This is a genomic window from bacterium (genome assembly GCA_016786595.1).
In the GTDB taxonomy this organism is placed as follows: Bacteria; Bdellovibrionota_C; UBA2361; order SZUA-149; family JAEUWB01; genus JAEUWB01.
Genome location: JAEUWB010000022.1, coordinates 1 through 24,147, shown reverse-complemented (window position 1 = coordinate 24,147; position 24,147 = coordinate 1). Strand labels below are relative to the sequence as shown.

The 24,147-nt window shown below is 42.0% G+C and carries 21 protein-coding genes and 1 pseudogene; 13 read left to right on the top strand and 9 right to left on the bottom strand.

Annotated elements, in window-relative coordinates; genetic code table 11:
- Positions 1 to 205: 205 nt before the first annotated feature.
- Positions 206 to 625, top strand: a complete 420-nt coding sequence (locus tag JNK13_03935) for a hypothetical protein (GenBank protein ID MBL7661885.1) — start codon at positions 206 to 208, stop codon at positions 623 to 625.
- 130 nt (positions 626 to 755) lie between these two features.
- Here the strand turns inward: JNK13_03935 and JNK13_03930 are convergent, their stop codons facing one another.
- Together JNK13_03930 and JNK13_03925 are read right to left on the bottom strand one after the other, a co-directional pair.
- Positions 756 to 950, bottom strand: a complete 195-nt coding sequence (locus JNK13_03930; protein MBL7661884.1) for a hypothetical protein — start codon at positions 948 to 950, stop codon at positions 756 to 758.
- Between the two features lie 8 nt (positions 951 to 958).
- Positions 959 to 1,540, bottom strand: coding sequence for a tyrosine-type recombinase/integrase (locus JNK13_03925; GenBank protein ID MBL7661883.1), 582 nt, complete (start codon positions 1,538 to 1,540; stop codon positions 959 to 961).
- A 586-nt stretch (positions 1,541 to 2,126) separates the two neighbouring features.
- Here JNK13_03925 and JNK13_03920 point away from each other — a divergent pair.
- From JNK13_03920 to JNK13_03885, 8 genes are read left to right on the top strand one after another with little or no spacing between them, the layout of a single operon-like run.
- Positions 2,127 to 2,336 carry a helix-turn-helix domain-containing protein gene (locus tag JNK13_03920; GenBank protein ID MBL7661882.1) on the top strand — a complete coding sequence of 70 codons (210 nt, stop codon included), beginning with the start codon at positions 2,127 to 2,129 and terminating at the stop codon, positions 2,334 to 2,336.
- Between the two features lie 25 nt (positions 2,337 to 2,361).
- On the top strand, positions 2,362 to 4,773 hold the full coding sequence (locus tag JNK13_03915) for a type I restriction-modification system subunit M (GenBank protein ID MBL7661881.1): 2,412 nt from the start codon (positions 2,362 to 2,364) through the stop codon (positions 4,771 to 4,773).
- Complete coding sequence (locus tag JNK13_03910) at positions 4,764 to 6,029, top strand: restriction endonuclease subunit S (protein MBL7661880.1); 1,266 nt, start codon at positions 4,764 to 4,766, stop codon at positions 6,027 to 6,029. The genes JNK13_03915 and JNK13_03910 overlap by 10 nt, the downstream gene beginning before the upstream one ends.
- A 7-nt stretch (positions 6,030 to 6,036) precedes the next feature.
- Positions 6,037 to 6,963, top strand: a complete 927-nt coding sequence (locus JNK13_03905) for a DUF91 domain-containing protein (GenBank protein MBL7661879.1) — start codon at positions 6,037 to 6,039, stop codon at positions 6,961 to 6,963.
- 1 nt (position 6,964) lies between these two features.
- Entirely contained in the window at positions 6,965 to 10,000 is a 3,036-nt protein-coding gene (locus JNK13_03900; GenBank protein MBL7661878.1) for an HsdR family type I site-specific deoxyribonuclease, read from the top strand.
- Entirely contained in the window at positions 9,990 to 10,715 is a 726-nt protein-coding gene (locus JNK13_03895) for a M48 family metallopeptidase (protein MBL7661877.1), read from the top strand. The genes JNK13_03900 and JNK13_03895 overlap by 11 nt, the downstream gene beginning before the upstream one ends.
- 43 nt (positions 10,716 to 10,758) lie before the next feature.
- On the top strand, positions 10,759 to 11,703 hold the full coding sequence (locus JNK13_03890) for a hypothetical protein (protein ID MBL7661876.1): 945 nt from the start codon (positions 10,759 to 10,761) through the stop codon (positions 11,701 to 11,703).
- The gene (locus JNK13_03885) at positions 11,693 to 14,038 is read left to right on the top strand and encodes a hypothetical protein (protein ID MBL7661875.1); all 2,346 of its coding nucleotides are present in this window, start codon (positions 11,693 to 11,695) and stop codon (positions 14,036 to 14,038) included. The genes JNK13_03890 and JNK13_03885 overlap by 11 nt, the downstream gene beginning before the upstream one ends.
- A 307-nt stretch (positions 14,039 to 14,345) precedes the next feature.
- Here JNK13_03885 and JNK13_03880 read toward each other — a convergent pair whose 3' ends face one another.
- The 3 genes from JNK13_03880 to JNK13_03870 all read right to left on the bottom strand — a co-directional run bounded on the left by JNK13_03880 (position 14,346) and on the right by JNK13_03870 (position 15,675).
- Positions 14,346 to 14,591 (bottom strand): CopG family transcriptional regulator, encoded by a 246-nt coding sequence (locus JNK13_03880; GenBank protein MBL7661874.1) that lies wholly within the window; start codon positions 14,589 to 14,591, stop codon positions 14,346 to 14,348.
- Positions 14,578 to 14,856 (bottom strand): BrnT family toxin, encoded by a 279-nt coding sequence (locus tag JNK13_03875; GenBank protein ID MBL7661873.1) that lies wholly within the window; start codon positions 14,854 to 14,856, stop codon positions 14,578 to 14,580. The genes JNK13_03880 and JNK13_03875 overlap by 14 nt, the downstream gene beginning before the upstream one ends.
- A 222-nt stretch (positions 14,857 to 15,078) precedes the next feature.
- Positions 15,079 to 15,675: an NADPH-dependent F420 reductase gene (locus JNK13_03870; GenBank protein MBL7661872.1), complete on the bottom strand. Its 597-nt coding sequence runs from the start codon at positions 15,673 to 15,675 to the stop codon at positions 15,079 to 15,081.
- A gap of 368 nt (positions 15,676 to 16,043) precedes the next feature.
- Between JNK13_03870 and JNK13_03865 the strand changes: the two genes are divergently transcribed.
- The 3 genes from JNK13_03865 (at position 16,044) to JNK13_03855 (ending at position 21,086) form a co-directional block, all read left to right on the top strand.
- Positions 16,044 to 16,781 (top strand): TSUP family transporter, encoded by a 738-nt coding sequence (locus JNK13_03865; protein MBL7661871.1) that lies wholly within the window; start codon positions 16,044 to 16,046, stop codon positions 16,779 to 16,781.
- A 292-nt stretch (positions 16,782 to 17,073) separates the two neighbouring features.
- Complete coding sequence (locus JNK13_03860) at positions 17,074 to 17,658, top strand: M48 family metallopeptidase (protein MBL7661870.1); 585 nt, start codon at positions 17,074 to 17,076, stop codon at positions 17,656 to 17,658.
- On the top strand, positions 17,655 to 21,086 hold the full coding sequence (locus JNK13_03855) for a hypothetical protein (protein MBL7661869.1): 3,432 nt from the start codon (positions 17,655 to 17,657) through the stop codon (positions 21,084 to 21,086). The genes JNK13_03860 and JNK13_03855 overlap by 4 nt, the downstream gene beginning before the upstream one ends.
- A 189-nt stretch (positions 21,087 to 21,275) precedes the next feature.
- Here the strand turns inward: JNK13_03855 and JNK13_03850 are convergent, their stop codons facing one another.
- From JNK13_03850 to JNK13_03840, 3 genes are all read right to left on the bottom strand, one after another.
- Complete coding sequence (locus tag JNK13_03850; GenBank protein MBL7661868.1) at positions 21,276 to 22,250, bottom strand: 2-hydroxyacid dehydrogenase; 975 nt, start codon at positions 22,248 to 22,250, stop codon at positions 21,276 to 21,278.
- 120 nt (positions 22,251 to 22,370) lie between these two features.
- Positions 22,371 to 22,730, bottom strand: a complete 360-nt coding sequence (locus JNK13_03845; protein ID MBL7661867.1) for a DUF1428 family protein — start codon at positions 22,728 to 22,730, stop codon at positions 22,371 to 22,373.
- Positions 22,731 to 22,759: 29 nt separating this feature from the next.
- Positions 22,760 to 23,065 (bottom strand): winged helix-turn-helix transcriptional regulator, encoded by a 306-nt coding sequence (locus JNK13_03840; protein MBL7661866.1) that lies wholly within the window; start codon positions 23,063 to 23,065, stop codon positions 22,760 to 22,762.
- A gap of 255 nt (positions 23,066 to 23,320) precedes the next feature.
- Between JNK13_03840 and JNK13_03835 the strand changes: the two genes are divergently transcribed.
- On the top strand, positions 23,321 to 23,755 hold the full coding sequence (locus JNK13_03835) for an OsmC family protein (protein MBL7661865.1): 435 nt from the start codon (positions 23,321 to 23,323) through the stop codon (positions 23,753 to 23,755).
- A 208-nt stretch (positions 23,756 to 23,963) separates the two neighbouring features.
- On the opposite strand, the pseudogene JNK13_03830 reads toward JNK13_03835, so the two are convergent.
- Positions 23,964 to 24,147 (bottom strand): annotated as a pseudogene (locus JNK13_03830) (sodium-independent anion transporter).

The following is a 24,147-nucleotide window of genomic DNA, read 5'->3' as shown; positions in this document are numbered from 1 at the left end:
TCCTCGATGCTGAATTCACCAAAGAAAATGTACCGATTTCATCCCTCTGAGAGAAGTGATGTTTTCGGTACATTTTAGTATCTAGCCAAGATTGCATGTGCGCTGATTAACTTCCTCAGCTCAACTGGCAAATCAAGAAATGTCCAAAATCGGGATGCCTAAATAGGTGTGTGTAAATAAGTACACATTTTAAATAGGAGCATTTATGGACATTAAAGACGACGAAATTGAAAACGAAGCGGATACGGTTCTTCCACTATATGAGGAGGATTACACAATCGATGATGATGATGGACCGCCAAATCAGCACCCTCCATTAGTTAAGAGTAGTAAACCCAAAAAACCAAGAGATCCAAATATTCAGGATGTCAGATTGCCCGTTGAAATTGATATCGCAAACGATGCAAAGAAGATGGGTAAAATGATTCGTCGAGGTCGAGTCTCTCTGTTCCTTGAATACATTCGAGAGGGATTGCAAAAGAGTATAATCGAAGAACAAGAAATTCTAAAAGCAAAGGGATTTGTACCGACGAGTAATCTACTGATCAACGTACAGGCAACAGTGACAAGCCAGAATGCACAATCGCAAATAACAAAAGTTGAAACAGAAGATCAAACAGATTAGTGATGCATTTTTCAAAAGATTGTACCTAATAGGGTCATATGGGATCGATCCCGATTAGGTACAATCTATTTTTGGGAAAATCGGAAATGAAAAAATGCCATTTGGAGCCTGTTTGGGCGGATCATCTTTCTTAAGTCAGAAGCTTTTTTATTAGCCTTGCAATTACGGCGACTGCAAGCACCAAAAGTACCGTTGAAATCAAAGCAATAACTAAAGTACCTATCACTGAATGCCTATGTTGATCTGCTTTTGCGACGTATACAACTCGACCTCGGATATTGTCCTCATCAAAAATTTCAATTGGCTTGGTGATTAAATCCTTCATGGTGATCTTCAGATGGAAAGAATTGCATCATCAACGTCCTCTTGCTTGAACGCCAGGTATGAGACGGTACTTTTTATGTCCCTATGACCTAAGGCACGTTGTGTCTTCAGAAGGTCATGCCCAAGTTTATCGTAAACGCGATCAGCGAATGTTTTACGAAGCGAGTGGGTTCCAAGTGAGCCAGTTAGCCCAGCAGCAGCATAGATACGCGTCAGCATTTTCCATGCTTGTACTCGTGTGATCGGTTTATTCGTTCCATTTCTACTTTTAAATATATAAGTATCGCTTGTTGCACCGTTAGCAATAAGCTTATCTGCCCATAATTGGATTGAGGCTTTTGCTTCGGGGTGGAGAACTACACACCTGCCTTCATTACGTCCTTTCATATGCTTACGTCGAACGTAAATTCGATCTTGAATTTTGCCATTATCGAATACATCGCCCAGCTTTAGGCTAAGGATTTCAGAGATCCTAAAGCCCGATTTAATTCCAAGAGTGAAGAGTGCTCGATCTCTTGCAGCAAAGGCACCTAAAAAGCACCTTTTGACCTGTTCAATCTCAGCTTCAGTAAGTGACCTCATTCCACGCATTTTACTACCCTCAAGTTAACCTTTTCCTGTTTTGTTGCCTTCGCTTTCAGTAATGTCTTTTAACAGCTTTACCGATAGACTAATAAAGATACCTTTATTAAAGATATCTGTAATAGTAATATCGGCATTATAAGGTGGAGCTTTAGGATTTAGACTTATAGAAATTGGAGTAATGAGTGAAATTTATTGAGAAAATTAGAGGCAAGCTAAAACTCTCTAAGTACGAGTTCTCTAGGCAGATTGGCATTACCCCACAGGGTTATCACAGCTTGTCCAAGGCGACCGAAAACATATCTTTAAAGGCATTAATCGGTCTTCGTAGGGCAGGAAAAATCTCGGATAAGGCTCTTTTAGACCTGATAGAGGACGAATGGATTAAGACCGAAAAGAAGCTACAAAAGGCAGAGAAATGAGGCTTCTTGAAGCTTTGCCTCAAGTCACCCCTTAACTGCCCATTTAATCAGTTTTGCCCCCTCTAACTACCTATAAACACTTAATATTTATATTGCTTTTTCCAATGTAATCATGGATTATTACCAGTCTATTAGGATTATCTGGACAGCCTAAAATGAAGTCCAAAAGGCATATGGAAGCAGAATCAAGCACAGAACAGTGGGTTTCAGTTGAGCAGGTTGCTCAACACCTGAACGTTAAACCCGACACAGTTTACAAATGGCTAGAACGTAAAGACATGCCAGCGCACAAGGTTGGGCGACTATGGCGGTTCAAGATGTCTGAGATCGATACGTGGGTGCGTTCTGGTGGAGCTGCAACCAAGGGCGATGAAGAGAAGTGAAAGTTTTTAGCGGAAGGATTTAGTCATGGCGATTAAGAAAAGTGAACTCTACAGCTCCCTCTGGAAAAGTTGCGACAAGCTTCGCGGGGGAATGGATGCCTCACAGTACAAAGACTATGTTTTAGTGTTGTTGTTCGTTAAATATGTATCTGACAAATACGCTGGAAACAAATCTGCCCCTATCCAAGTTCCTAAAGGCGGAAGTTTCCAGGATATGCTTGCTCTTAATGGCAAGAAAGATATCGGGGATGGAATCAATCAAATCATTTCTAAACTAGCAGAAGCAAACGATCTCAAGGGCGTGATCGATGTTGCTGATTTTGCCGACTCCGACAAGCTAGGAAAAGGAAAAGAGATGGTTGATAAGCTTTCGGAGCTTGTTGCTATCTTCAAGACTTTAGACTTTGCAAATAACCGAGCAGATGGCGACGATATTCTAGGTGATGCCTATGAATATCTGATGCGACACTTCGCGACAGAATCTGGAAAGAGCAAAGGACAGTTCTATACACCTGCAGAAGTTTCGCGAATTTTAGCAAAGGTGATCGGCATTCAGGATGCTACAACTCAAAACCAAACTATCTACGATCCGACATGCGGAAGCGGATCTCTTTTGTTGAAAGCTGCAGATGAATCATCGCGAGGATTAACAATCTACGGGCAGGAAAATGATGTAGCAACTCGCGGTTTGGCTCGCATGAATATGATTCTGCATAACAATCCAACAGCAGATATCCAGCAAGGTAACACGTTAGCAGCCCCATTTTGGAAAGATGGGCATGGGTTAAAGACTTTTGATTTTGCCGTAGCCAATCCACCGTTCTCAAGTAAGTCCTGGAGTGATGGTGTTGAAACTGCAAATGAGAAGGCTGATGTTTACGGAAGATTTGATGGCTATGGCGTTCCCCCTGCAAAGAATGGCGATTATGCTTTCTTGCTCCATATTCTTCGATCATTAAAGAGCAGAGGCAAAGCAGCAATCATTCTACCTCATGGTGTGCTCTTTAGAGGTGGTGCCGAAGCAAAGATCCGAACCAATTTAATTAGACGCGGATACATCAAAGGCATCATCGCATTGCCAGCAAACCTGTTTTATGGAACTGGTATTCCAGCTTGTATCATTGTTATCGACAAAGAGAATGCTGAAAGTCGAAAAGGCATCTTCATGATCGATGCTGGTAAGGGCTTTGTTAAAGATGGAAATAAAAATCGTCTTCGTGATCAGGACATTCACAAAATTGTTGATGTCTTCAACAAGCAGATAGAAGTTCCCAAGTATTCCAGACTTGTTTCAATAAAAGAGATTGAGGAGAAGAATGAGTTTAATCTCAACATTCCACGCTACATCGACAGTCAAGACGAAGAGGACATCCAAGACATCGAAGCTCACTTAAAAGGTGGAATTCCACTTCGTGATATAGATGCTTTAAGTAACTACTGGAATGTTTGTCCAACTTTACGAAGTTCACTTTTTACCAAAGGAAATCGTGACGGCTATTGTGATTTAAAAGTTGAAAAAGACGAGATAAAAGCCACGATTTATACACATCCAGAATTCGTTGAATTTGGGACGAAGATTAAATCCACCTTTGCAAAATGGGCTATAGAGCAAAGCGCCCTTCTAAAGCAGCTTAAAGCTGGATGTAAGCCAAAAGAAGTCATTCATCAAATTTCAGAAGCAATTCTTACTGCATTCAGTGGTATTCCACTCATCGATCAATACGATGTCTACCAACACTTGATGACGTATTGGCTGAACGTCATGAAAGACGATCTGTATATCGTCGCAGAAGATGGTTGGAAGGCTGAGTTAACTGCAGTGACAAATAAGAAAGGTCAGACAGTTGATTACACCTGCGAATTGATTCCTAAAGAATTGGTTATCGCGAAGTACTTTTCTGTAGAAAAGACGGCTATCGACAATCTTGAAATGGCTCGTGATGAGATCACGGGACAGTTTGAAGAAATGCAGGAAGAACATGGTGGTGATGAAGGAATACTAGCTGAAGCCGTTGGCGACAATGGGAAGATCAGTAAAGCGAATGTTTCTAAACGGATTGGCGAGATTAAGAAGAGACCTGAGTTCAAGGATGAGCGTGACGCTTTGGAGTCGTGTTTGGCGTTACTTAACAAAGAAGGTGAACTTACTAAACAGATTAAAGAAGCAACAACAAAATTAAATGACAAGGTTCTGTCAAAATACCCAAGGCTCACGGTAGATGAAATTAAGCACCTAGTTGTCGACGAGAAGTGGATAGCTCAACTACAACAAGCCATTCAGTCAGAACTAGATCGAACCTCACAGAGACTTACAACACGGACTAGTGAGCTTGCTCAAAGGTACGATACGACGCTGTCGGAAATTACCTCGGAAGTTACACTACTGTCGCAGAAAGTTGGTACTCACTTGCAAAATATGGGGTTTGCATGGGAGTAGCAGAAAAGTTTCCTTCGGGTAGCCATCAAGAAACTGAAATCGGTCTAATTCCTCATGACTGGGTGATAAGGTGTATTGGGGATGTCTGCGAAATAAACGGTCGAATCGGCTTTAGAGGCTATACAGTTAGCGACATCGTCAGAGAGGGTGAAGGTGCGATTACAATTAGCCCCTCGAATATAAAAGACGGACAGATGGATTTTGCTGGTTGCACATATCTTTCGTGGTTTAAATACGAGGAATCGCCTGAAATAAAAGTTAACAACGGCGATATACTCCTGGTTAAGACGGGGTCGACCTTCGGTAAAACTGCAATCGTTCGAAATCTTCCTCAAAGAGCCACCGTAAATCCACAGGTTGTTGTCCTAAAGAAATTCAAGATAAGCGGTGACTTTTTAGGATACATGATGGGTTTTGGAATTATCCAAAAACAAATTGCATCATTTATAGTTGGTGGTGCAATACCTACGTTGTCGCAACAGGCAGTAGCCAATTTTAAGCTACCCGTACCACAGAATGTATCAGAGCAACAATCTATCGCTACTGCTCTCTCCGACACGGACGCCCTGATATCTTCCCTTGAAAAGCTGATCGAAAAGAAACGCAACATCAAACAAGGTGCGATGCAGGAGTTGCTTACTGGGAAGAGGCGATTGCCTGGGTTTAGTGGAAAATGGGACGAGCGGTCTATTGGGGATCTCGTTCAAGTTGATCCTGAAAATTTACAAAGCAAAACACCCAGCTCCTATAAATTCAAATATATTTCACTGGAGGCAATCGATCGGGGAATTCTTCTCTCATTACAAGACCATGAATTTAAAACTGCACCTTCTCGTGCTCGTCGTATTGTACGCAGGAATGACATCCTCATTGCTACCGTACGCCCGAATCTTATGTCGCATTACTATGTCGATGGTGAGGTTCAAAATACTATTTGTTCGACAGGTTTTTCCGTTCTTAGGTGCGACGAGACGGGCACTCATGCCCCCTATATTTTCCAACATTTCTTTGCTGATTCATTGAATCGCCAGATAAATTTATTGCTATCTGGTTCGAACTACCCTGCAATTAATAGTCGTGACGTAAAAGAACTAGTTGTTCCTTATCCTGAGTATCAGGAACAAGTTGCAATTGCTTCGGCAATTCAATCTATGACGCAAGAAATCAACGCTCTTGTACAGCAGGTTGCAAAATATAAGTCCTTGAAACAAGGCATGATGCAAAACCTTCTAACTGGAAAAATCAGATTAATATGAGGCAACAATGAAGAACTACTACCGCGTAATGTTGGGTAAAAAGAGTGCACATGCGGAGGCATGTCTCGCGGGTAGTTTCATTGGTGCTGATTTTGGGATCACTCAAAATCTTTCAAATAAACTTCCAGATGAGTGGCGTGAGTTTAACCAGGAATTCATTCCAATCTTTTTGGAAGCCCATCCCGATAAAACCAAGATCGGTGCTGGACTAGCCTGTGGAATGCTTTGGACGGTAGCAAAGGGAATTAAGATCGGCGACCTCGTATTATGCCCAGATGGAAGTGGCAGATACAGAGTTGGTGAAGTGACTGGGAATTATGAATATCATCCAGGCGAGATTCTGCCTCATCGTCGTGCAGTCCGATGGTTTAATCAGACCATAGACAGAAGCGATTTAAGCACTCCTCTCAAGAACTCTGCAGGTTCAATAGGAACAGTTTGTAATATCTCAACCTATGGTGAAGAAATTGAAAGGCTACTTGGTGGAGTATCTGCCACTTCGCTTATCTCAACCGATGAAACGGTAGAAGATCCATCTGCATTTGCAATGGAGAAGCATCTTGAAGATTTCTTGGTGCAAAACTGGTCACAAACAGAATTAGGAAAGACTTACGACATCTATGAAGAAGATGGTGAGTGCGTTGGTCAACAGTATCCCACTGACACAGGACCAGTTGATATTCTTGCTATCAGCAAAGACAAGAAAAAGCTTCTTGTAGTGGAATTAAAGAAAGGTCGTGCAAGTGATGTCGTTGTTGGACAGACCCTTCGTTACATGGGCTATGTACAAGAAGAGTTGGCAGAAGATGGGCAACAAGTATCTGGAGTAATTATAGCGTTAGAAGATGATCAACGAATCAGACGGGCTTTAATGGCTGTCTCATCCATATCCTTTTACCGTTATCAGATTAGCTTCAAATTGGTGAAGGTTTGATATGAGCAAGGTAGGACAAAGAGAAAAAAGGACACAGCAAAGAGTCGTTAAACTCTTTCAAAACACGCTGGATTATACCTACCTTGGTGATTGGCATGATGGTGAAAGAAACAGCCCAATAGAACCTGAATTATTGAGATCATTCATATCTAAGAATCAGAAGCACACCCCAGTAATTGTAAACCGAGCGATTGCAGAATTACAGAAGGTAGCTGGCAATCAAAGCAAGACACTTTATGACCTCAATAAAGACGTTTATGGGCTTTTACGTTACGGCATTCCTCTCAAGGAAGATGCTGGTGATATTAAAAAGACGGTACATCTCATTGACTGGGACAATCCAGAAGCAAATGACTTTGCAATCGCAGAGGAAGTTACAGTCAAAGGAGAGAGCACAAAACGCCCTGATGTTGTTCTTTATGTAAACGGGATCGCAATCGCGATTTTAGAATTAAAGCGAAGCACAATATCTGTATCTGAGGGCATTCGCCAAAATCTTGATAATCAAAAATCAATCTTTATAAAGCCATTCTTTGCAACGATTCAGCTTGTAATGGCTGGCAACGATACTGAAGGATTGAGATATGGAACTATCGAAACCCCAGAGAAGTATTTCCTGACCTGGAAAGAGCGTGGTGAATCGGATACTTCATTAGATCGGCATCTCGCACTTCTATGTGACAAGATGCGTATTCTTGAAATTATCCACGACTTCATTGTCTTTGATCGGGGCATTAAAAAGCTTCCACGACATCACCAATATTTTGGCGTTCGAGCAGCACAGGAAAGTGTTCGCCGTCGTGAAGGCGGAATCATCTGGCACAGTCAAGGGAGTGGTAAGAGCCTTACGATGATATGGCTTGCCAAGTGGATTAGGGAGAATGTTCCTGATTCACGTGTGTTGGTGATCACAGATCGTGATGAACTAGATAAGCAGATTGAAAAGGTATTCACAGGTGTAAGTGAAACTATCTACAGAACCAAAAGTGGGCGGGATCTCGTAGAGAAATTGAATGCACCAACACCATTTTTGCTTTGCTCGTTAATCCATAAGTTCGGAAGAAATGAAGAGCCTGATTACGACTCTTACCTTGAAGAACTGATCAATAGTCTACCCAAAGACTTCAAAGCAAAGGGTGACATCTATGTTCTTGTAGATGAGTGTCATCGGACGCAGTCGGGCAAGCTTCATAAGGCGATGACCACGCTTCTACCTCATGCAATGTTGATCGGTTTTACTGGAACGCCACTACTACGAAAGGATAAGCAAAAGAGCATCGAAGTATTTGGACCATATATTGATACCTACAAATTTGATGAAGCCGTTGCCGATAAGGTCGTGCTTGATCTTAGGTATGAAGCACGGAAAATCGATCAGCATATAACTTCACCTGCAAAGATCGATCAATGGTTCGAGGCAAAGACCAAAGGACTAACTGATTTTGCAAAAACCGAACTTAAAAAACGCTGGGGAACTTTAAACAAAGTCCTAAGTTCTCAAGACAGGCTCAGTAAGATCGTTGGCGAGATCATGTTCGACATGGCGACAAAAGATCGACTTCAAAATGGTCGAGGCAACGCCATGTTGGTTTCGGGTAGCATCTATCAAGCGTGTAAATACTACGAACTGTTTATTAATAATGGCTTTACCAAGTGCGCTATCGTTACCTCTTACAAGCCCACCAAGAACGACATCAAGGGAGAGAGTACAGGCGAAGAAGAATTAACCGAACGACTTCGCCAATATGAAATTTACAACAAGATGCTGGGCGGAAAAGATCCAGACGTATTTGAAGACGAAGTAAAGAAGAAGTTTACCGATGAACCCGCACAGATGAAGCTTCTTATCGTGGTAGATAAGCTTCTAACTGGATTTGATGCACCACCTGCAACGTATCTCTATATTGATAAGAAAATGCAGGATCACGGTCTTTTTCAGGCTATCTGTCGGGTCAATCGATTAGACGGTGAAGACAAAGAATATGGATATGTGATCGATTATAAGGATCTCTTTAAGAGCCTGGAAAGATCGATCAATGATTACACATCAGAAGCTTTCGATGATTACGATCCAGATGACGTAAAGGGTTTACTTAATGACAGATTGGAGAAGGCACGGGAACGACTCGATAATGCCTTGGAGTCCATTAAGATCCTCTGTGAACCTGTTGTTCCACCGTATGAAACTAAAAACTACCTCGATTATTTCTGTGGCGACAATCTAGGGGATGAAAATCAAGTCGAAGAGAACGAGCAGAAGAGAGTTACCCTATACAAGCTAACTTCTTCCTTGATTCGTGCTTACGCAGAGATCGCTAATGAAATGACTGAGGTCGGATACTCAGCAAAACAAACTGAGGAAATCATAGCCGACGTTAAGCACTACGAGACTGTACGTGCTGAGGTCAAACTTGCCAGTGGTGATTACATCGATCTTAAAGCGTATGAGCCAGCTATGAGGCATTTAATTGATGCGTACGTGGGTGCAGGAGATGGAGAAGTGATTTCGGCATTTGATGATTTAACACTCGTAGAAATGATCGTTAAAAGTGGTGTCGGTGCCATTGATAATCTTCCAAAGGGTATTCGAAAGGATAAACAAGCAGTAGCGGAAACTATTGAGAATAACGTCCGAAAACTAATTGTCGATGAGAAGCCGACCAATCCAAAGTATTACGAGAGGATGTCTGTTCTACTTGATGAAGTCATCAAGGCAAGACGTGCAGAAGTGTTAAGCTATGAGGAGTATCTCCGTAAGATTTGTGAACTTGCCAAGAGAGCAAAGAATCCCGAATCAGCAGGAACCTATCCATCCTCTTTGGACTCACCCGCAAAGCGAGCACTCTACGATAACTTAGATAACGATGCTGGTTTAGCTTTGGCAGTTCATGAAGAGGTAATGGCAACAAGAAAAGCGGATTGGCGAGATAACTTAATAAAGGAAAGAGAAGTAAAGGCAGCTATCAATCGTCACGTTACCGACGAGGAAAATGCAGAGAAAATCTTTAAAGTAGTTAAAAAGCAGTATGAGTATTAGAGGAACTAGGCACTTAAAAATTGGTGGATATTCAGTTGAGGTGATTAGAAAAGCCATCAAGAATATACATCTAAGTGTGCACCCACCTGAAGGGCGACTAAGAGTTGCCGTGCCAAGCACTACACGCGACACTGCAGTACGTTTACTTATCATTAGAAAGCTACCTTGGATTAAGAAGCAGATCCGTAGCTTTGAGAATCAAGAACGCCAAAACCCACCTAAGTTTGTTTCGGGCGAAAGTGTACTTTTTCGGGGCGTTCGCTACCGCTTGAACGTTGTGCATCACAAATTACCTTCAACGGTAGCAATTCAGGGGAAATCCAGAATCAATTTGTTCCTGAAAAAGGGTGCCTCCAAATCGCACAAGCAGTTGTTATTCACCGAATGGGTTCGACAGGACTTAAGGAATCGGATCGAGCCACTATTAAGTAAATGGGAAGAGCAACTAGGTGTGCAAGTAAAAGCTTGGTCTATTCGCCAGATGAAAACCAAGTGGGGTTCTTGCAATCCTAAGACCAAACGAGTTCTTTTCAATCTTGAATTAGCCAAGAAAGACGACAGATGCCTTGAGTATGTGATCGTTCATGAATTGGTTCATCTCCTTGAGCGTAAGCACAATGATCGTTTTATCGCCCACCTAGATCGTGTGATGCCCAAGTGGCGAAGTTATCGTGCTGAGTTGAATCGGTCGTTGGGGGCGTATGAGGTTTATTAATATTTTATGCGATTCTTCGAAAGCATTTTGAATTGAATAGGATATGTGGGAATCGGGCAAAAACTATCATTTTGATATTGGTTGGAGAGGTTACAATACCGTCTTTGTCCTCGGTGCAGGAGCCAGTTATCACCTGGGCTATCCTTTAGGCAATCAACTAAGTGATAACATTCTTAACAACACCAGAGATCCTAGCAGCGATTCATTCAAAATGCTTGAGGGCATGGGGTTCAGTGGAGATGAGATCAAGACCTTTCATGAGCAATTCAGAAAGACAGTAGCACCCACAATAGATGAATTTCTATCTCGTCGTGAAGAATTTGTTAAAATTGCACGTGCTGCAATTGCACAAGAGCTAATCAAATATGAGGAGCCAAATTTACTTCAGAGGCGAAGTGACAACTGGTACCTGTTACTTCGTACAAAAATCATCGAAGCAATTGAGCAGAACCAGTATGGTCCTGTCTTTGTCACTTTCAACTATGATCGCTCAATCGATAAGTTTCTTACGGACCTAATCTTTAGCAATTTTCCAAAACGTGCTGAGAGTTTGATTGATACAACGCAAGTACTGCACGTCCACGGTAGGCTTGGTTATCTTGATACTGATAAGCAGAATGGTTTCAAACGAGAATATAGCTCCAATGCCACTGCCGAGCAGATCCTACAGAGTTCAGAAGGTATCCGAGTAATTTCGGAATTGGAGCACGACTACGGGAAGGAAATGCAAGTTGCACAAGCTGTAATTGCTAAGGCTAAAAAAGTCATTTTTCTTGGCTTTGGTTACGACGACACGAATCTTGATCGTCTACGAATCAATGGGTTTGATAGGAATAAACCATGGGATGGTGAGGACAAGTATTATGGAACTGCCTTTAAACTTGACCCCAAACGAATAGAAGAACTGAGGAAGGAGAGCGAGGGACGGATATTTCTCGGAAAGGCACAGACAGTCATTCCAGACTTTCTAGGGGAGCTTGGGTGGTAAAATGGGACAGAAGCGACCATCACAGGCTGTGGACCTAAATGCAGATAGACCGATCCAAGATTCGAAACATGATCGGCTAAATCGGACGGGTTTTGCTTCTAGTATTGCGCAATGCCTAGCAAATTGGGATGGACGAGATTCACTAGTTATCAGTCTTTCGGGGAAATGGGGCAGTGGAAAAAGTTCGGTTAAGAACTTAATTCGGGAAGAACTTTCCAAGCTCGATGAAAATGAGCGACCCGTTTTTCATGAATTTATTCCGTGGACAGTATCGGGCGATCATATTTTAGATGAAGCCTTTTTTGAAGAACTAGGTCGTGCAATTGGGAAGACAGATAGTTCAAAAAGTACTGTTAGACTTATCAATACACTCCGTGTTTATCAGGCACGATTAAAGCTAGGTGAATTTTTTCTCAAGCTGATCCCACTCAAGGCAATACGTAAAGGGTTGGCTTTCGCACTCTCTGTTCTTGCCCTTTTCTCGCTCAACTACGAGTGGGTTTCGCCATGGTTTGCTATTGCATGTTTGAGTATCTCCCTCTTTATCTGGCTATTTTCCACGGCGGATCAATTCTTTGAGTACTATATAAAGTTGTTAGAGGCGCGTGTCAGTGCTAGCAAGAAGAGCATACTCGAATTAAAGGAAGAGCTGACTTCTCTGATGGGACAACTAAAAAAGCCCGTCATTATTAGTATTGATGAGATAGATCGATTAACTTCCGATGAACTAGGGCTTCTTTGCAGATTGATCAAATGTAATGCGGACTTCCCCAACCTTGTATATTTACTTTTATACGATCAGGGCTATGTTGAAGACGCATTGAAGTCGTTCCTTCCGAGCGAGCTAGAAGAAGGACGTGGCAAGGATTATCTAAAAAAGATTGTACAAGTTTCCTTTCAGATTCCTGAAGCACCAAGAGAATTGTTCGAGAAAGTTCTATTCGAGGGTCTAGACAAAATTTTGAAGTCAGCTGGAGCTGAAAAGAAATTTAATAAGGACAGGTGGGGATTAATTTTTCATGACGGAATTCGTCCTCTTTTTTCGACCTTACGGGATGTAAACAGATATCTTTCTACACTAAGTTTTTATTTTGGAATGTTCGAAGGTAAGAAAGTCTTTGAACTCGACCCTGTTGATCTTATTGCTTTAGAAGCCATTCGTGTTCACGAGCCTCAATTATATAGCAGCCTACCGTACTACAAGGATGACATCATCAAAACGACAACTCGCATTCGCTTTGATGATGAGAAGGGAGAGAGAAAGAAGGTAGTTGAAGAGTTACTATCGAAGGTTTCAAAAGCAAACCTCGATGCTATCTCAGTCTTAGTGAAAGGCATTTTTCCTGAGGTGGCTGGAATACTCGGTGGATATGGTTCGTACCAGGGTACGATGGAAAGTTGGTATCAACAAACTCGGGCATGTCATGAGGACTATTTCGATAGATATTTCACGCTTGTCTTCTCTTCAGATCAACTGACGGATTCCGAGATTCATTCTTTTATCGACGATTTGAAGGACATTACAAAGACGGAGAAGAACGTCAATAAATTTGTAAAACGAAATCGACTTAAATTTCTTCTTGATGCATTAGAAAATTATAAGAATGAAGTGCCAGTTGAGCACTTTGAATCAATTGCTGTTAGCCTAATTAATATTGGCGATTTGTTGCCACCAAGCGGGTTGGGATTGTTCGGTGATGACCCTCGCATGACATGCACGAGAATCATCCTCTATATGATGAGTAGAATGAAGGATGAGAACGAACGAACTCAGAGATTAAAGAGGGTATTCGAAAAAGCAACTGACTTTGTGATTCCTACCTATGTGGACCACATTATCAAGAGCTTAAAAAAGGATGGTTGGGGAGATTTGGGGGTACTCTTCCAGAGCGATGATAATATTATTGAACTATCAAAGACTCTTGCTTCTCGCATAAATGATGCTGCACAAGGTAAAACGTTGAGGGTTAGTACAAGAATTTCATTGACCCTGAAGTTTTGGTCGGAATTCGGTGATAAGCAGATTCAAAGGAATTGGTTGGACGAGGTTATTCAAAATCCACAAAATGCCATTAAATTTATCGTTGGATTTTCACAATCTATAAGCAATTCTTCTCGTCGCGAAATAGGATATCGAATTTCAATTCCATCGCTCCAAGAGTATTTCAGTACAGATGTAATCGACAAAAGTTTAGCTAACTACAATACGAAGGATGCTCGTGAAAAGCTGATAATCGATATGTATGAACTTTCGAAGAAGAATCCAAATCCTAAGGAAAGTGTTTTTGGAGATTCTGAAAGTTATGTGTGGTCCGAAATTAAAGAGCTATATTAGTAAACCTAGAGTTCATTTCAGAAGCTTTCAGGACATTTCAAAACTTTCGAAAAAGTTGGATGCAAAAAGGATGCATGGAGCACCGAAAATGTACCGATTTCAGTAAGTTAACCCTCTTCAAATACTCCACCCCAGAATAAAATATCTAGTGTGATGGGGCTTGAACCCTGTGCGAGCGAAGCGAGCACGAGGAAAGCTGCGAGCCCAGAGTTTTGAGCGAAGCGATAAAACACGTTATCACTCACCCCAGAGCGAAATTGACACTTCAGGGAGGCATTCGAAATTTCCTGAAATGTCAGTTCGTACCTCACTCAGAAGCTTGATTGTCAGTTTTAAATTTCTCAGCAATCCACATCTTAACTAGTGACTGTCTGGTTATGCCAAGACGCCGAGCTTCTTTATCGAGGCTATCAATAACCCAGACAGGAAAGTCAATATTAACTCTCTTAAGCTCGGCATTTACTCGCCGAGCTTTTGATTTATCCAAATACTTAGTGACATCCTCGCCTCGGTCAAAAGTATCATCAAAATCTTTTGCTTTAACTTTCTTCATATAATTCCACCTCTTCTTTTCTAGATCGTCTAACCGAAATAATTCGTATCTTGTCATTTCGAAAGGTAACGACCGCACTCCAATGTTTTGAGCCAATCTTTCCAATCATTAGAAAGCGTGGCTCATCTGCCGATCTCGCCTCAATCTCCAATAGGTGCGGATCGATCCAGAGCCCCTGAGCCTCCTCAAAGTCGATCCCGTGTTTCCTCCTATTAGACGCACTCTTCTTGAGGTCGAATTCAAATTCATACTTATAATATACCATTAATATACCTTAAATACTATCATTATGTTGATATTTCAAGAAATTTCAAAATTACCTCCAAATTGGGCGCAAAAAGGCTGCACGATTTCACGAAACCCAATAAAAATGCGAGTTCTGAGAGGCTCAGATACTCCACCCCAGAGTAGACTACTACGAGTGATGGGGCTTGAACCCTGTGTGAGGTTTCTTGATATTTTCAGGAAGTACCAAACTTGATGACTCTTATCTACGTAATAGGCTGAAGGCGATTTCGCGCCCTAGTCCATATTTCATTGCCATTGAAATCCAGAGCCAGGCGGTAGCCTCAAGGTAACGTGATTGAACCAAGGGGCCTGCATCAATAGCCTCAAACCCGATTGATTGGGCCAGTTCTAATGTAGTTTCCTTTGCAGCTTTGTCATCGCCAGCGACAAACATCGTGGCTTTGCCGGTGGGGAATTCAGGATTTGCCATAACGTTAAATCCACAAGAATTAAATGCCTTCACGACCTTTGCCTCAGGAATCATGCGTGCAACAGTTTCGCCACCTGAATCGGTGTTTCCTAGAGTTAGTCCAGTGAAATCAGAGTTAATGGGATTTGTACAATCCACAACGACTTTGCCGCGAAAGAGCGCCTTATTTTCTAAAACACTAGGCATTGCGCTCCAGGGCACTGCGAGAATGATTACGTCTGATGCAGTGACTGCCGCAGTTACTTCTAACTCGGTAGTTCCAGGTTTAGGGTTTCGTACCCCATAAAGAACGCTCTGGCCTTTCTTCTCCCAGGCAGTTCCTAAAGTTTTACCGACGTTTCCCGCGCCAATGATTGCAATTTTCATAAGCAAGTCTCCAAAGTTTTACTCGATGCTATTGATGATCTACTCAATTTTCCTATCTGGAGCGAGTTAGAATTCATGACTGCCTTCGTTATTACTCCTTACTAGTGAATATCGTAAATAGTGCAATCCATCCCAGGAGTGAAAAAAATCCAAAGAAAAAGGGCAAGGCGATTAGGATAATCGCTCCCGGGCTAGCGGAGCTTTGAGAAACTTTCTGCCAGAGCTCCCAAGACTGCCAAGATAAGTATGCTCCCCCTACCGCAAAAAGCGCGCTAAAGAAGATTTTCAAACTATAATAAAGCTTGTTTTGCATAGTGATGCCGGAACTATCATAGTAATTGTTGCGCAAGAATGGAATAAAGAAATTCATGTTAATTTTGTTTTGCATTGGAATTTTTGCCGGGCTGATTGAGGCTTCAGCTGGTGGTAGCGGTTTGATTTCACTGCCAACCTTAATTTTTTACGGCCTAACGCCACTACAGGCAATAGCAACGAGTAAATTCCAATATGCATTTGGCGCGGTTGCGGCAATTGTGCGTTTTGAACGTGCGGGGTTGAATGAATGGAGGGAAATTGCACCGCTAGTGATTGCTGCAATGCTTGCAGGAAGTAGTGGGGCGTATTTCTTGACGCATCTCAGTAGCGCGGCTTTGCAAGCGATAATTCCGTTTTTGTTAATTTTTTCTGCGATCTATTTTTCGTATAGTAGCCGCATTACAAATCAAAGTTCGCATCCGCGCATTAGTAATCGATATTTTGCATTGTTCGTTGTGCCGGCCATTGCTGGCTATGACGGTTTCTTTGGTGTTGGTTCAGCTAGCTTTTATATGGCAGCGTTTGTTTTGCTGCTTGGTTTAAATATTCGTGAAGCTACCGCTCGAACGAAGATCGTCGATTTCGCTTCTGGTGTCTCTGCGCTAATTGTTTTAGCTCTGGATGGCCATGTTTTATTGTTGCCCGGGTTAGCGCTTGGTGCGGGGCAACTGATTGGTGGTTATTTGGGTGCAGGATTGGTTTTGCGGTTTGGAGCGAAGTGGGTGCGACCTGTGATTGTAATTGTTTCGATTGGCATGGCTGTTGATTTGTTGGTTAAAAAATTCTTCTAGTCTTGAGGGTGTTTGAGTCGGTAGCGGCTAGGAGGATTAAGTCATACCGGTGATTTAGGCTAGTAAAATAGCTGCAAGATTCTTTGCTTTAGAAAAAGGAAGACCGGGATCTTCCAAAACCTGAGGCGAAATGTTTCGCAGTATGCCTCTTACGGTGCTGCATTTCACAGTGTCACCTTTCACAGCGCCTCTCTAGTGTAGTAGTGCAAGGTTGAAAATGTTAGACTAGGGCCTAAATTTGCAAATTTGCAGCGAGACCGAAATAGTGATCTTATTAAAAACTGAGGGATTATTGGAAGTTACAAAAGAGGCTGGCACGGTTATAGGGCTACCTTGGATAAAGAAACAGATTCGTAGCTTTGAGAATCAAGAACGGCAAAACCCACCTAAGTTTGTGTCGGGCGAAAGTGTACTTTTTCGGGGCATTCGTTACCGCTTAAATGTCGTGCATCACAAATTACCTTCAAAGGTATCAATCCAAGGAAAATCCCGAATCAATCTTTTACTGAAAAAAGGAACCTCTAAATCCCATAAGCAGCTTGTATTTACCGAATGGGTTCGGCGGGACTTAAAGAATCGGATCGAGCCAATTTTAAGTAAATGGGAAGAGCAGCTAGGTGTGCAAGTAAAGTCTTGGTCTATTCGTCAGATGAAAACCAAGTGGGGTTCTTGCAATCCTAAGACCAAACGAGTTCTTTTCAATCTTGAATTATCCAAGAAAGACGACAGATGCCTTGAGTATGTGATCGTTCATGAATTGGTTCATCTGCTTGAGCGTAAGCACAATGATCGTTTTATCGCCCACCTAGATCGCGTGATGCCGAGGTGGCGGAGTTATCGTGCTGAGTTAAATCGGTCGTTGGGGGCATATCAATGACCGATGAATTGCCCAAGATACCGACGGAGGAAGCCTTAAGCCCACGAGGGCGAAAGCTGCGGGAATTGCTTTCAGATTTTGAGAAAAGGTCGGGATATAATCTGGTTGGGCTTTTTGACCTGTGGTGCAGCTACGAATCGAAAACCAATAGGCAAGAGCTTTGGTATATAGGAGTAGCTCATGCAGTTCGGGAGCTACTAGAAGCTTTCTATCCGGGGAAACGCACGGATATTTACGTTGAGAAAAAAATTGTCGTTGAAGAATCATTTCCAGAGATAAAGGTTCCAGACGAACTAGCCGCGAAATTTGTTGTTAATAGTGAGGAAAAGTCTCTTGAATGGAAGGGAATTATTTCGCTTGAAATTTTAGAGAAGATTCAAGGATTAAGTAAGTCTTTTGTATATAAGTATGCATGTTGGCTTCTCTACAGTGAAGTCAAAGAAGCCAGTAATAAAGAAAAAATTGAGTCTGTCTTAAATAAAATTGATCCATTGGGGAACAATCAAGCGCGAAGAGATGCCTTTGTAAAGAAATACACCGATATTCAGCGCTACTTTACAAATGTATGTCACTGCAAAGGGCTTATTGGAGATGTCCTAAAGGAATGGGATGACAAAGTTCAACAAGTAGAGGATCTAGTAGCAGGTATTATAGAGGAACAGTCATCTGTAATTGCAAAGGTTGAAGCGTTTATTAAGCAAGAAAAACCGTCTGTAGAAGCATTAAGGAAACTAGATGTACTTCTTCAGTGGACTGCATCATTCAACTATTTTATGGACAGAATAGATGCGACCTGGATTGAACCATTAGCTGAAGCTGGATGGTTTGCGCCTCTTCCCCAATTAATTAGGGAAAAAGATCGAATCACTTCATGTGCCTGGGCAGCTTCACGATATTTAATTCGTGTGGCGAACGATGTGCCAGATAAAGTTTTTAAGGTGATATCAGAATTCTCCTTTACCAATAATTCAGATCCTTGGGTGCTTCGCGACACACTAGAGTGTCTAAAATCCATTGCAAAGAAGCTAGATGTCGCTTCAATGCTTAAGAAGCTTGTCAAAGACAAGTGGCTACAGTTTGACATTGCTCATACGATTTCAATGGAAGCTGTCGAGCTTTGGCAATTGTTAGTCCGTTCAGGGCAATATAAGAATGCAGGCATTCTTTTAGAAGGACTCTTAGATTTTGATCAAGACTTAGACGATCCTGATGGACGTTGTCGACCATATTTGGACGAGTACTACCTTCGTAAAGTTTTGGATGAACTTCAGAATGTTCAACCAACGATCGACTTGAGCTTCATTATTAACGCACTTACACGAAAGCTTGATGCGGTTATTAAGGCACGTGAAACAAAGTATGACGAAACTTCCAAAGAAATAAGAATTAGAGCTTTTCAGCTTTATACCCATGAGAAATTAATTCAGCCTACCTTAGAGCTGTGCATAAAAAAGTACTGTTCCTGTCCTAGAGCTGAAGGAACAAAACCCTTGATTCAAGAGCTTAATGCATTCCTAGCTTCTATTTCTGAAGATGAAGAACGAGACTGCCTCAGGGCGTGTGTAGTCATGGACAATCGCACATCGTTGCAAGGTGAAGTGCAAAAACTCCTATTGGGTGATGCATTATATTCTATCAAGATCGGCAAAGAAATTTCGAAAAGACTGCCAGAAATCTTTTCGGAATTGATCGAAGCTGAAAGGTCGGAATTTTTAGCCAAAGTGGAAAATGGTAATCCAGATTACAAGGACAACCAAGAAGTAGCCGATTACTGGAAATCCAAATATATCAGAAAAATTTGGCGTCATCTCACGGACGATCAAAAAAATCGATTGATTAGATTTCAGCCAAAGGACACATCTGATATTTCTGATGACGACGAAGTATCCACTACTTGGCGCGGACCAACCTCGCCAGTTTCACAAGACCAACTAAAAGTCACTTCGGTCGAGGATGCAGTGGAATATTTTAAGACCTGGAAGCCAGAGAAGGAGTGGTTTGGCGATTCCATGGCTGGGCTAGCGAGAACATTGGGCGAAGTCGTCAGTCAAGATCCGATAAAATTCATCGAACACGCGGATAAGTTCTTCGACACCAAAATTGACCCTACTTACCTTTGTCATTTCATTTCTGGTGTCAGGCAAGCAATCAGAAATAAGGAAAAATTTGATATAATTCCAATGATTTTGTTGTCCTCAAAAATCTGTGAGGCTGCAAATATCAATACACTCCCCGAACTTTCTAAGCGCGAAGTGCTTTCGGTTGGATGGGCGGGGGTTCTTCAGGCAATAGCTGAACTCTTTGAATCGATTTTTAGTTTTAACTTATTACCATATAGTGATGAAATACTACCTAAGCTGATGGCGGCTCTTTCAGTCGTCAGCCAATTTCCCGATCCATCAGAGGAAAACTTAAATTTTTACAAAGAACATAATACAGAACCTTCGCATGTCGCCTTAAACACAACCCAAGGCTGGGGATATAGAGCTTGTATTTCATTTCTATTGTGGTTGAAGCGAAATAAATCGACAAAACTATCAGAATATGTAGCTCAAATAACGAAGCAAATTATTCAAAGAGGCAAATCAGATTTCTGGGTGTCGTACATTGCGGGGGAATTTTTACCCTGGATCTATGATCTCGATCGTTCAGCTGGAAAGTCCATTATTATTGAGATTCTCAGTTCCAATGATTCCGTATGTGCACTTGCGGCATGGGATGGGTACGTTAGAGGTCGGTTTTGGAAACCTGTATATATTGAACTGGAACCGAGCTTAGATAATTTCTTAACTAAACTGTCTAGGTTTACACCTCCGTGGAAAGATCGTCATAACGTCGTCCACGACATCGGTGATAGAATAGCCGTCGCATACCTTTTTAGATGGACAACTCAAGCGGATCAGAAATTACAATTGTATTTTGACACGCAAGATTCGTCTGCTCGTGCTGGAATTGTGTCGTTTGTTGGCACAACGTTTTTACAAAAGCGAGATACAGATGAGCCACAAGGTGATATTCCCCCCATTGATCGTCTTTTAGAGTTCTGGGATTGGCGTTTGTCTACTTCAAGCGATGTGCAGGAACTTAAAGAGTTCGGTTGGTGGGTTGTAGATGGATACCTGCCACGTAAGGATATGCTTGATAGGCTCATCTTAACGTTAAAGAAAACGTCAGGTCAGATTGAACCGTTGATGAGAGTATCTGAGGTCTTGATTGAAGGTTTCGAGCAGTATCGACTGGAAGTGCTTGAGGCTCTTCTTCTCATTGTTGAAGGGGGAGATGTTCAACGAATTGTCATTGAATATCGAGATGGGAATTTAAAGCCACTAATAGTTGCTGGAGAAGTAAGCTCAGATCCGAAAGTGAAATCTCTTGCTAATAAGCTAAAGAACGCTTTATTAAGATTTGGCATGAACAGTTACCTTTAAATTTCAGGAGCTTTCAGAATTACCCCAAAATTGGATGCAAAAAGGATGCACGATTTCATAAAACCCAATAAAATCAAGGGTTTTAGAGGCATCAGATACTCCACCCCAGCGTGGGATATTTAACGAGCGCCAGCTAGGTTCGGAAATGAAGGGCAAGAATCCTGGTTCTTAGCGGGCTAAGTAAATTTCCTAGGCTCGGACTTCGTTGGTAAGTGCGCCGTCATTGTTATTTTGAAAGGCAAGAATATTCTCAATCGTCGTCGTCGAAATATTCTCCAGAGCCTCATGCGTTAAAAATGCCTGATGCGCCGTAATAATCACTTGAGGAAACGTCAATAGCCTCGCTAACGTGTCATCAGAAATCCCCGCCTGAGATAAATCAGAAAAGAAAATCCCTTCCTCCTCCTCGTATACATCCAAACACGCTCCACCAATATGATTCGACTTGAGCCCAGCAATCAAAGCTCGCGTGTCAATTAAACCGCCTCTACCAGTATTGATAATCGTTACCCCAGGCTTCATCAAACTAATCGACTCCGCGTTAATTAAATGACGCGTTTCTTGATTAAGCGGCACATGCAAAGAAATAATATCTGATACCCTAAATAGCTCCTCAAGTGAAAGAAATTGAAAATCGGAATTCTGCACTTTGTCATAGGCAACAACCTCACAACCAAGCCCCTGCATGATCTTCCCAAAGACAGAACCAATACTGCCCGTTCCAATCACCCCAACCGTTTTCTTGTTAAGGTCATATCCAATTAATCCATCCAAAGAAAAATTTAACTCCCTTACTCTGTTATAAGCCCGATGAATTTTTCGATTCAGACACAACAACAAAGCTAAAGCATGCTCAGCAACCGCATGCGGAGAATAAGCAGGCACACGCACAACTCGCACACCATGCTGAGCGCAAGCTTTCAAATCGACATGATTATACCCAGCACTTCTTAACGCAATCAGCCCAACCCCGACCTCCGCAAGCTTCTTTACAGTTGCAGCGTCAATCGCATCACTCACAAAAGCACAAACAGCCGAACAATTAGCCGCAAGCGATGCAGTTTGCTGATTAAGTTGCATTTCGAAAAAAACAAACTGCACAGACTCAGTGCTTTGATAATATTTTCTCTCAAATTGATGAGTGCTAAAGAATGCTACTTTCATGCAGGAAAGTTTTAAATGCCTAGCATGTTTTAGGCAAATCACGGGAAATGCTGGTGAAAATTCTGGTGTCAGCCTTTACGGTAACTCGTGAAAAAAGGAAGACTGGGTGTTCCTTGAATTTTAAAGATCAACAAAGGCCTTGAAGCCCCCATAAACCATGCGTTTAACGTCGAAAGGGACGTTTTGTGGATTACATATTTTATGTAGTCTCGGATCGCTCATTACTTTGGCATTGACTAGGTCTCTGTGCTTGCGGGATTTATAGAGCACATAGGCAAAGACAACAGTTTCATTGGCTTTACATTTGAGGGTCTTATCAAATCGACCCAGTCCTTTGATCTTAATATCCTCCGCGACGCACTCCTTATAGGCTAGCGCACCATGCTCTTTCCAGATTTTTCCGGCTTTTTTGGACATGCGTTTATACGCAGCAAGATTTTTCTTAGCTATTGGTAGTATATAATTATCAACGTAGCTCATAGTTCTGCCTTTTTCATTTGGTATGTATGCTAACTTTTAACACTCTGGCAGACAATTGAGCAAATTGCAGCTAACGATCGATCGCGAATCGAATAGATGACATTTTGTCTAGATTTGCGTTTGGCAATTAGCTGAGAAGTAACTAACTGCGTTAGATGCCGAGAAACATTTGGCTGACTTAGTCCGGTGAAGGTAACTATCTCAGTGACATTTTTTTCACCTCCCATTAAGGATTGAACTATGCGCAGCCTACTGACTTCCCCAAGACAGCGAAAACGAAGCGCTACTTTTTCTAAATCATCCACTTTTAAATGACGAATTGGGTTTTTTCTCATGATTTTCAGTTTACTTGCTTTAGTATTACTATATGGTTATATTCTTATGTAGTAATATATGTAAAGAGGTAAAACTATGGAACCCAAAGATAATAACCAGCTCCAAAACACAAATTCAAAGCCCTGTCAGGGTAATACTTGTGCATGCAAATCTAAGCTGACATGCTCACCCTGCTTGCTAGTCTGGGGTTGTGCGTTGACGATCTATCTAGTTACATATTTCTTGCGCTAATTTTTTAATCGGAGGAAAAGCAAATGCCACATAAAACCGTAACCGTCACAACTGAGTTATCTCAAACTATGAAAATTGATTGCCATGCCGGAAATCATAATTTCATCATCGACCAACCGACTACAACCGGTGGACAAGACCTGGGACCAACACCGCTTGAGTATTATTTAGCATCTTTGGCAGGATGCATTTCAAGCATTGCACGGATTGTTGCCAAACAGAAAAATATTAACCTTAGGGGAATGAAAATCACTACTCAAGGGGATATTAATACTGATGTATTAATGGGCAAAAATACTAGCGAGCGGGCAGGATTCCAGAAGATCGCGCTGACAGTGGATGTTGATGCGGATCTGAGCGTTGAACAGAAAGCAGAATTTCTGCATGAAGTAGAAGCACGCTGCCCAGTGTCAGAAAATACAATCAATTCGACAGTTGTAAATTTAACGATAAACTAAAGTTTTCAGGCAGAGTCCAAGATTGACTCTGCCTGAGTGATGTTATTTCGTTTTGCACTCTCCTGACGCGCAACAAACATCAAGCGGGTCACTCAGCGCCGCGCATGCTAGCGTTAGAATTAAATATTGCCAGTTCGCAATCACTTCAGGCTTCATTAAAATCGTTTGCCCCATCGTCAACAAAAACATCAACATCGTAGTTGTCATCCAGGCCATGCTTAGCTACAATTGCTGATACAACAACGACAAAAGCTCCAGTCGGACCACCAATTTGCGTTTTAGAACCGCCCAGCGCTGAGATAATAAAGCCAGCGAAAATTGCGCAGTAAATCCCAGCCTGTGGGGCTACGCCGGAGGAAATTGCAAAGGCCATCGCCAGCGGCAAAGCTACT

Coding starts and splice junctions, on each gene's coding strand:
- JNK13_03925 (MBL7661883.1), bottom strand. CDS start 1,540: ATGCGTGGAATGAGGTCACTTACTGAAGCTGAGATTGAACAGGTCAAA.
- JNK13_03895 (MBL7661877.1), top strand. CDS start 9,990: ATGAGTATTAGAGGAACTAGGCACTTAAAAATTGGTGGATATTCAGTT.
- JNK13_03865 (MBL7661871.1), top strand. CDS start 16,044: ATGTTAATTTTGTTTTGCATTGGAATTTTTGCCGGGCTGATTGAGGCT.
- JNK13_03915 (MBL7661881.1), top strand. CDS start 2,362: ATGGCGATTAAGAAAAGTGAACTCTACAGCTCCCTCTGGAAAAGTTGC.
- JNK13_03870 (MBL7661872.1), bottom strand. CDS start 15,675: ATGAAAATTGCAATCATTGGCGCGGGAAACGTCGGTAAAACTTTAGGA.
- JNK13_03875 (MBL7661873.1), bottom strand. CDS start 14,856: ATGGTATATTATAAGTATGAATTTGAATTCGACCTCAAGAAGAGTGCG.
- JNK13_03930 (MBL7661884.1), bottom strand. CDS start 950: ATGAAGGATTTAATCACCAAGCCAATTGAAATTTTTGATGAGGACAAT.
- JNK13_03900 (MBL7661878.1), top strand. CDS start 6,965: ATGAGCAAGGTAGGACAAAGAGAAAAAAGGACACAGCAAAGAGTCGTT.
- JNK13_03920 (MBL7661882.1), top strand. CDS start 2,127: ATGGAAGCAGAATCAAGCACAGAACAGTGGGTTTCAGTTGAGCAGGTT.
- JNK13_03935 (MBL7661885.1), top strand. CDS start 206: ATGGACATTAAAGACGACGAAATTGAAAACGAAGCGGATACGGTTCTT.
- JNK13_03845 (MBL7661867.1), bottom strand. CDS start 22,730: ATGAGCTACGTTGATAATTATATACTACCAATAGCTAAGAAAAATCTT.
- JNK13_03910 (MBL7661880.1), top strand. CDS start 4,764: ATGGGAGTAGCAGAAAAGTTTCCTTCGGGTAGCCATCAAGAAACTGAA.
- JNK13_03880 (MBL7661874.1), bottom strand. CDS start 14,591: ATGAAGAAAGTTAAAGCAAAAGATTTTGATGATACTTTTGACCGAGGC.
- JNK13_03850 (MBL7661868.1), bottom strand. CDS start 22,250: ATGAAAGTAGCATTCTTTAGCACTCATCAATTTGAGAGAAAATATTAT.
- JNK13_03855 (MBL7661869.1), top strand. CDS start 17,655: ATGACCGATGAATTGCCCAAGATACCGACGGAGGAAGCCTTAAGCCCA.
- JNK13_03890 (MBL7661876.1), top strand. CDS start 10,759: ATGTGGGAATCGGGCAAAAACTATCATTTTGATATTGGTTGGAGAGGT.
- JNK13_03840 (MBL7661866.1), bottom strand. CDS start 23,065: ATGAGAAAAAACCCAATTCGTCATTTAAAAGTGGATGATTTAGAAAAA.
- JNK13_03905 (MBL7661879.1), top strand. CDS start 6,037: ATGAAGAACTACTACCGCGTAATGTTGGGTAAAAAGAGTGCACATGCG.
- JNK13_03835 (MBL7661865.1), top strand. CDS start 23,321: ATGCCACATAAAACCGTAACCGTCACAACTGAGTTATCTCAAACTATG.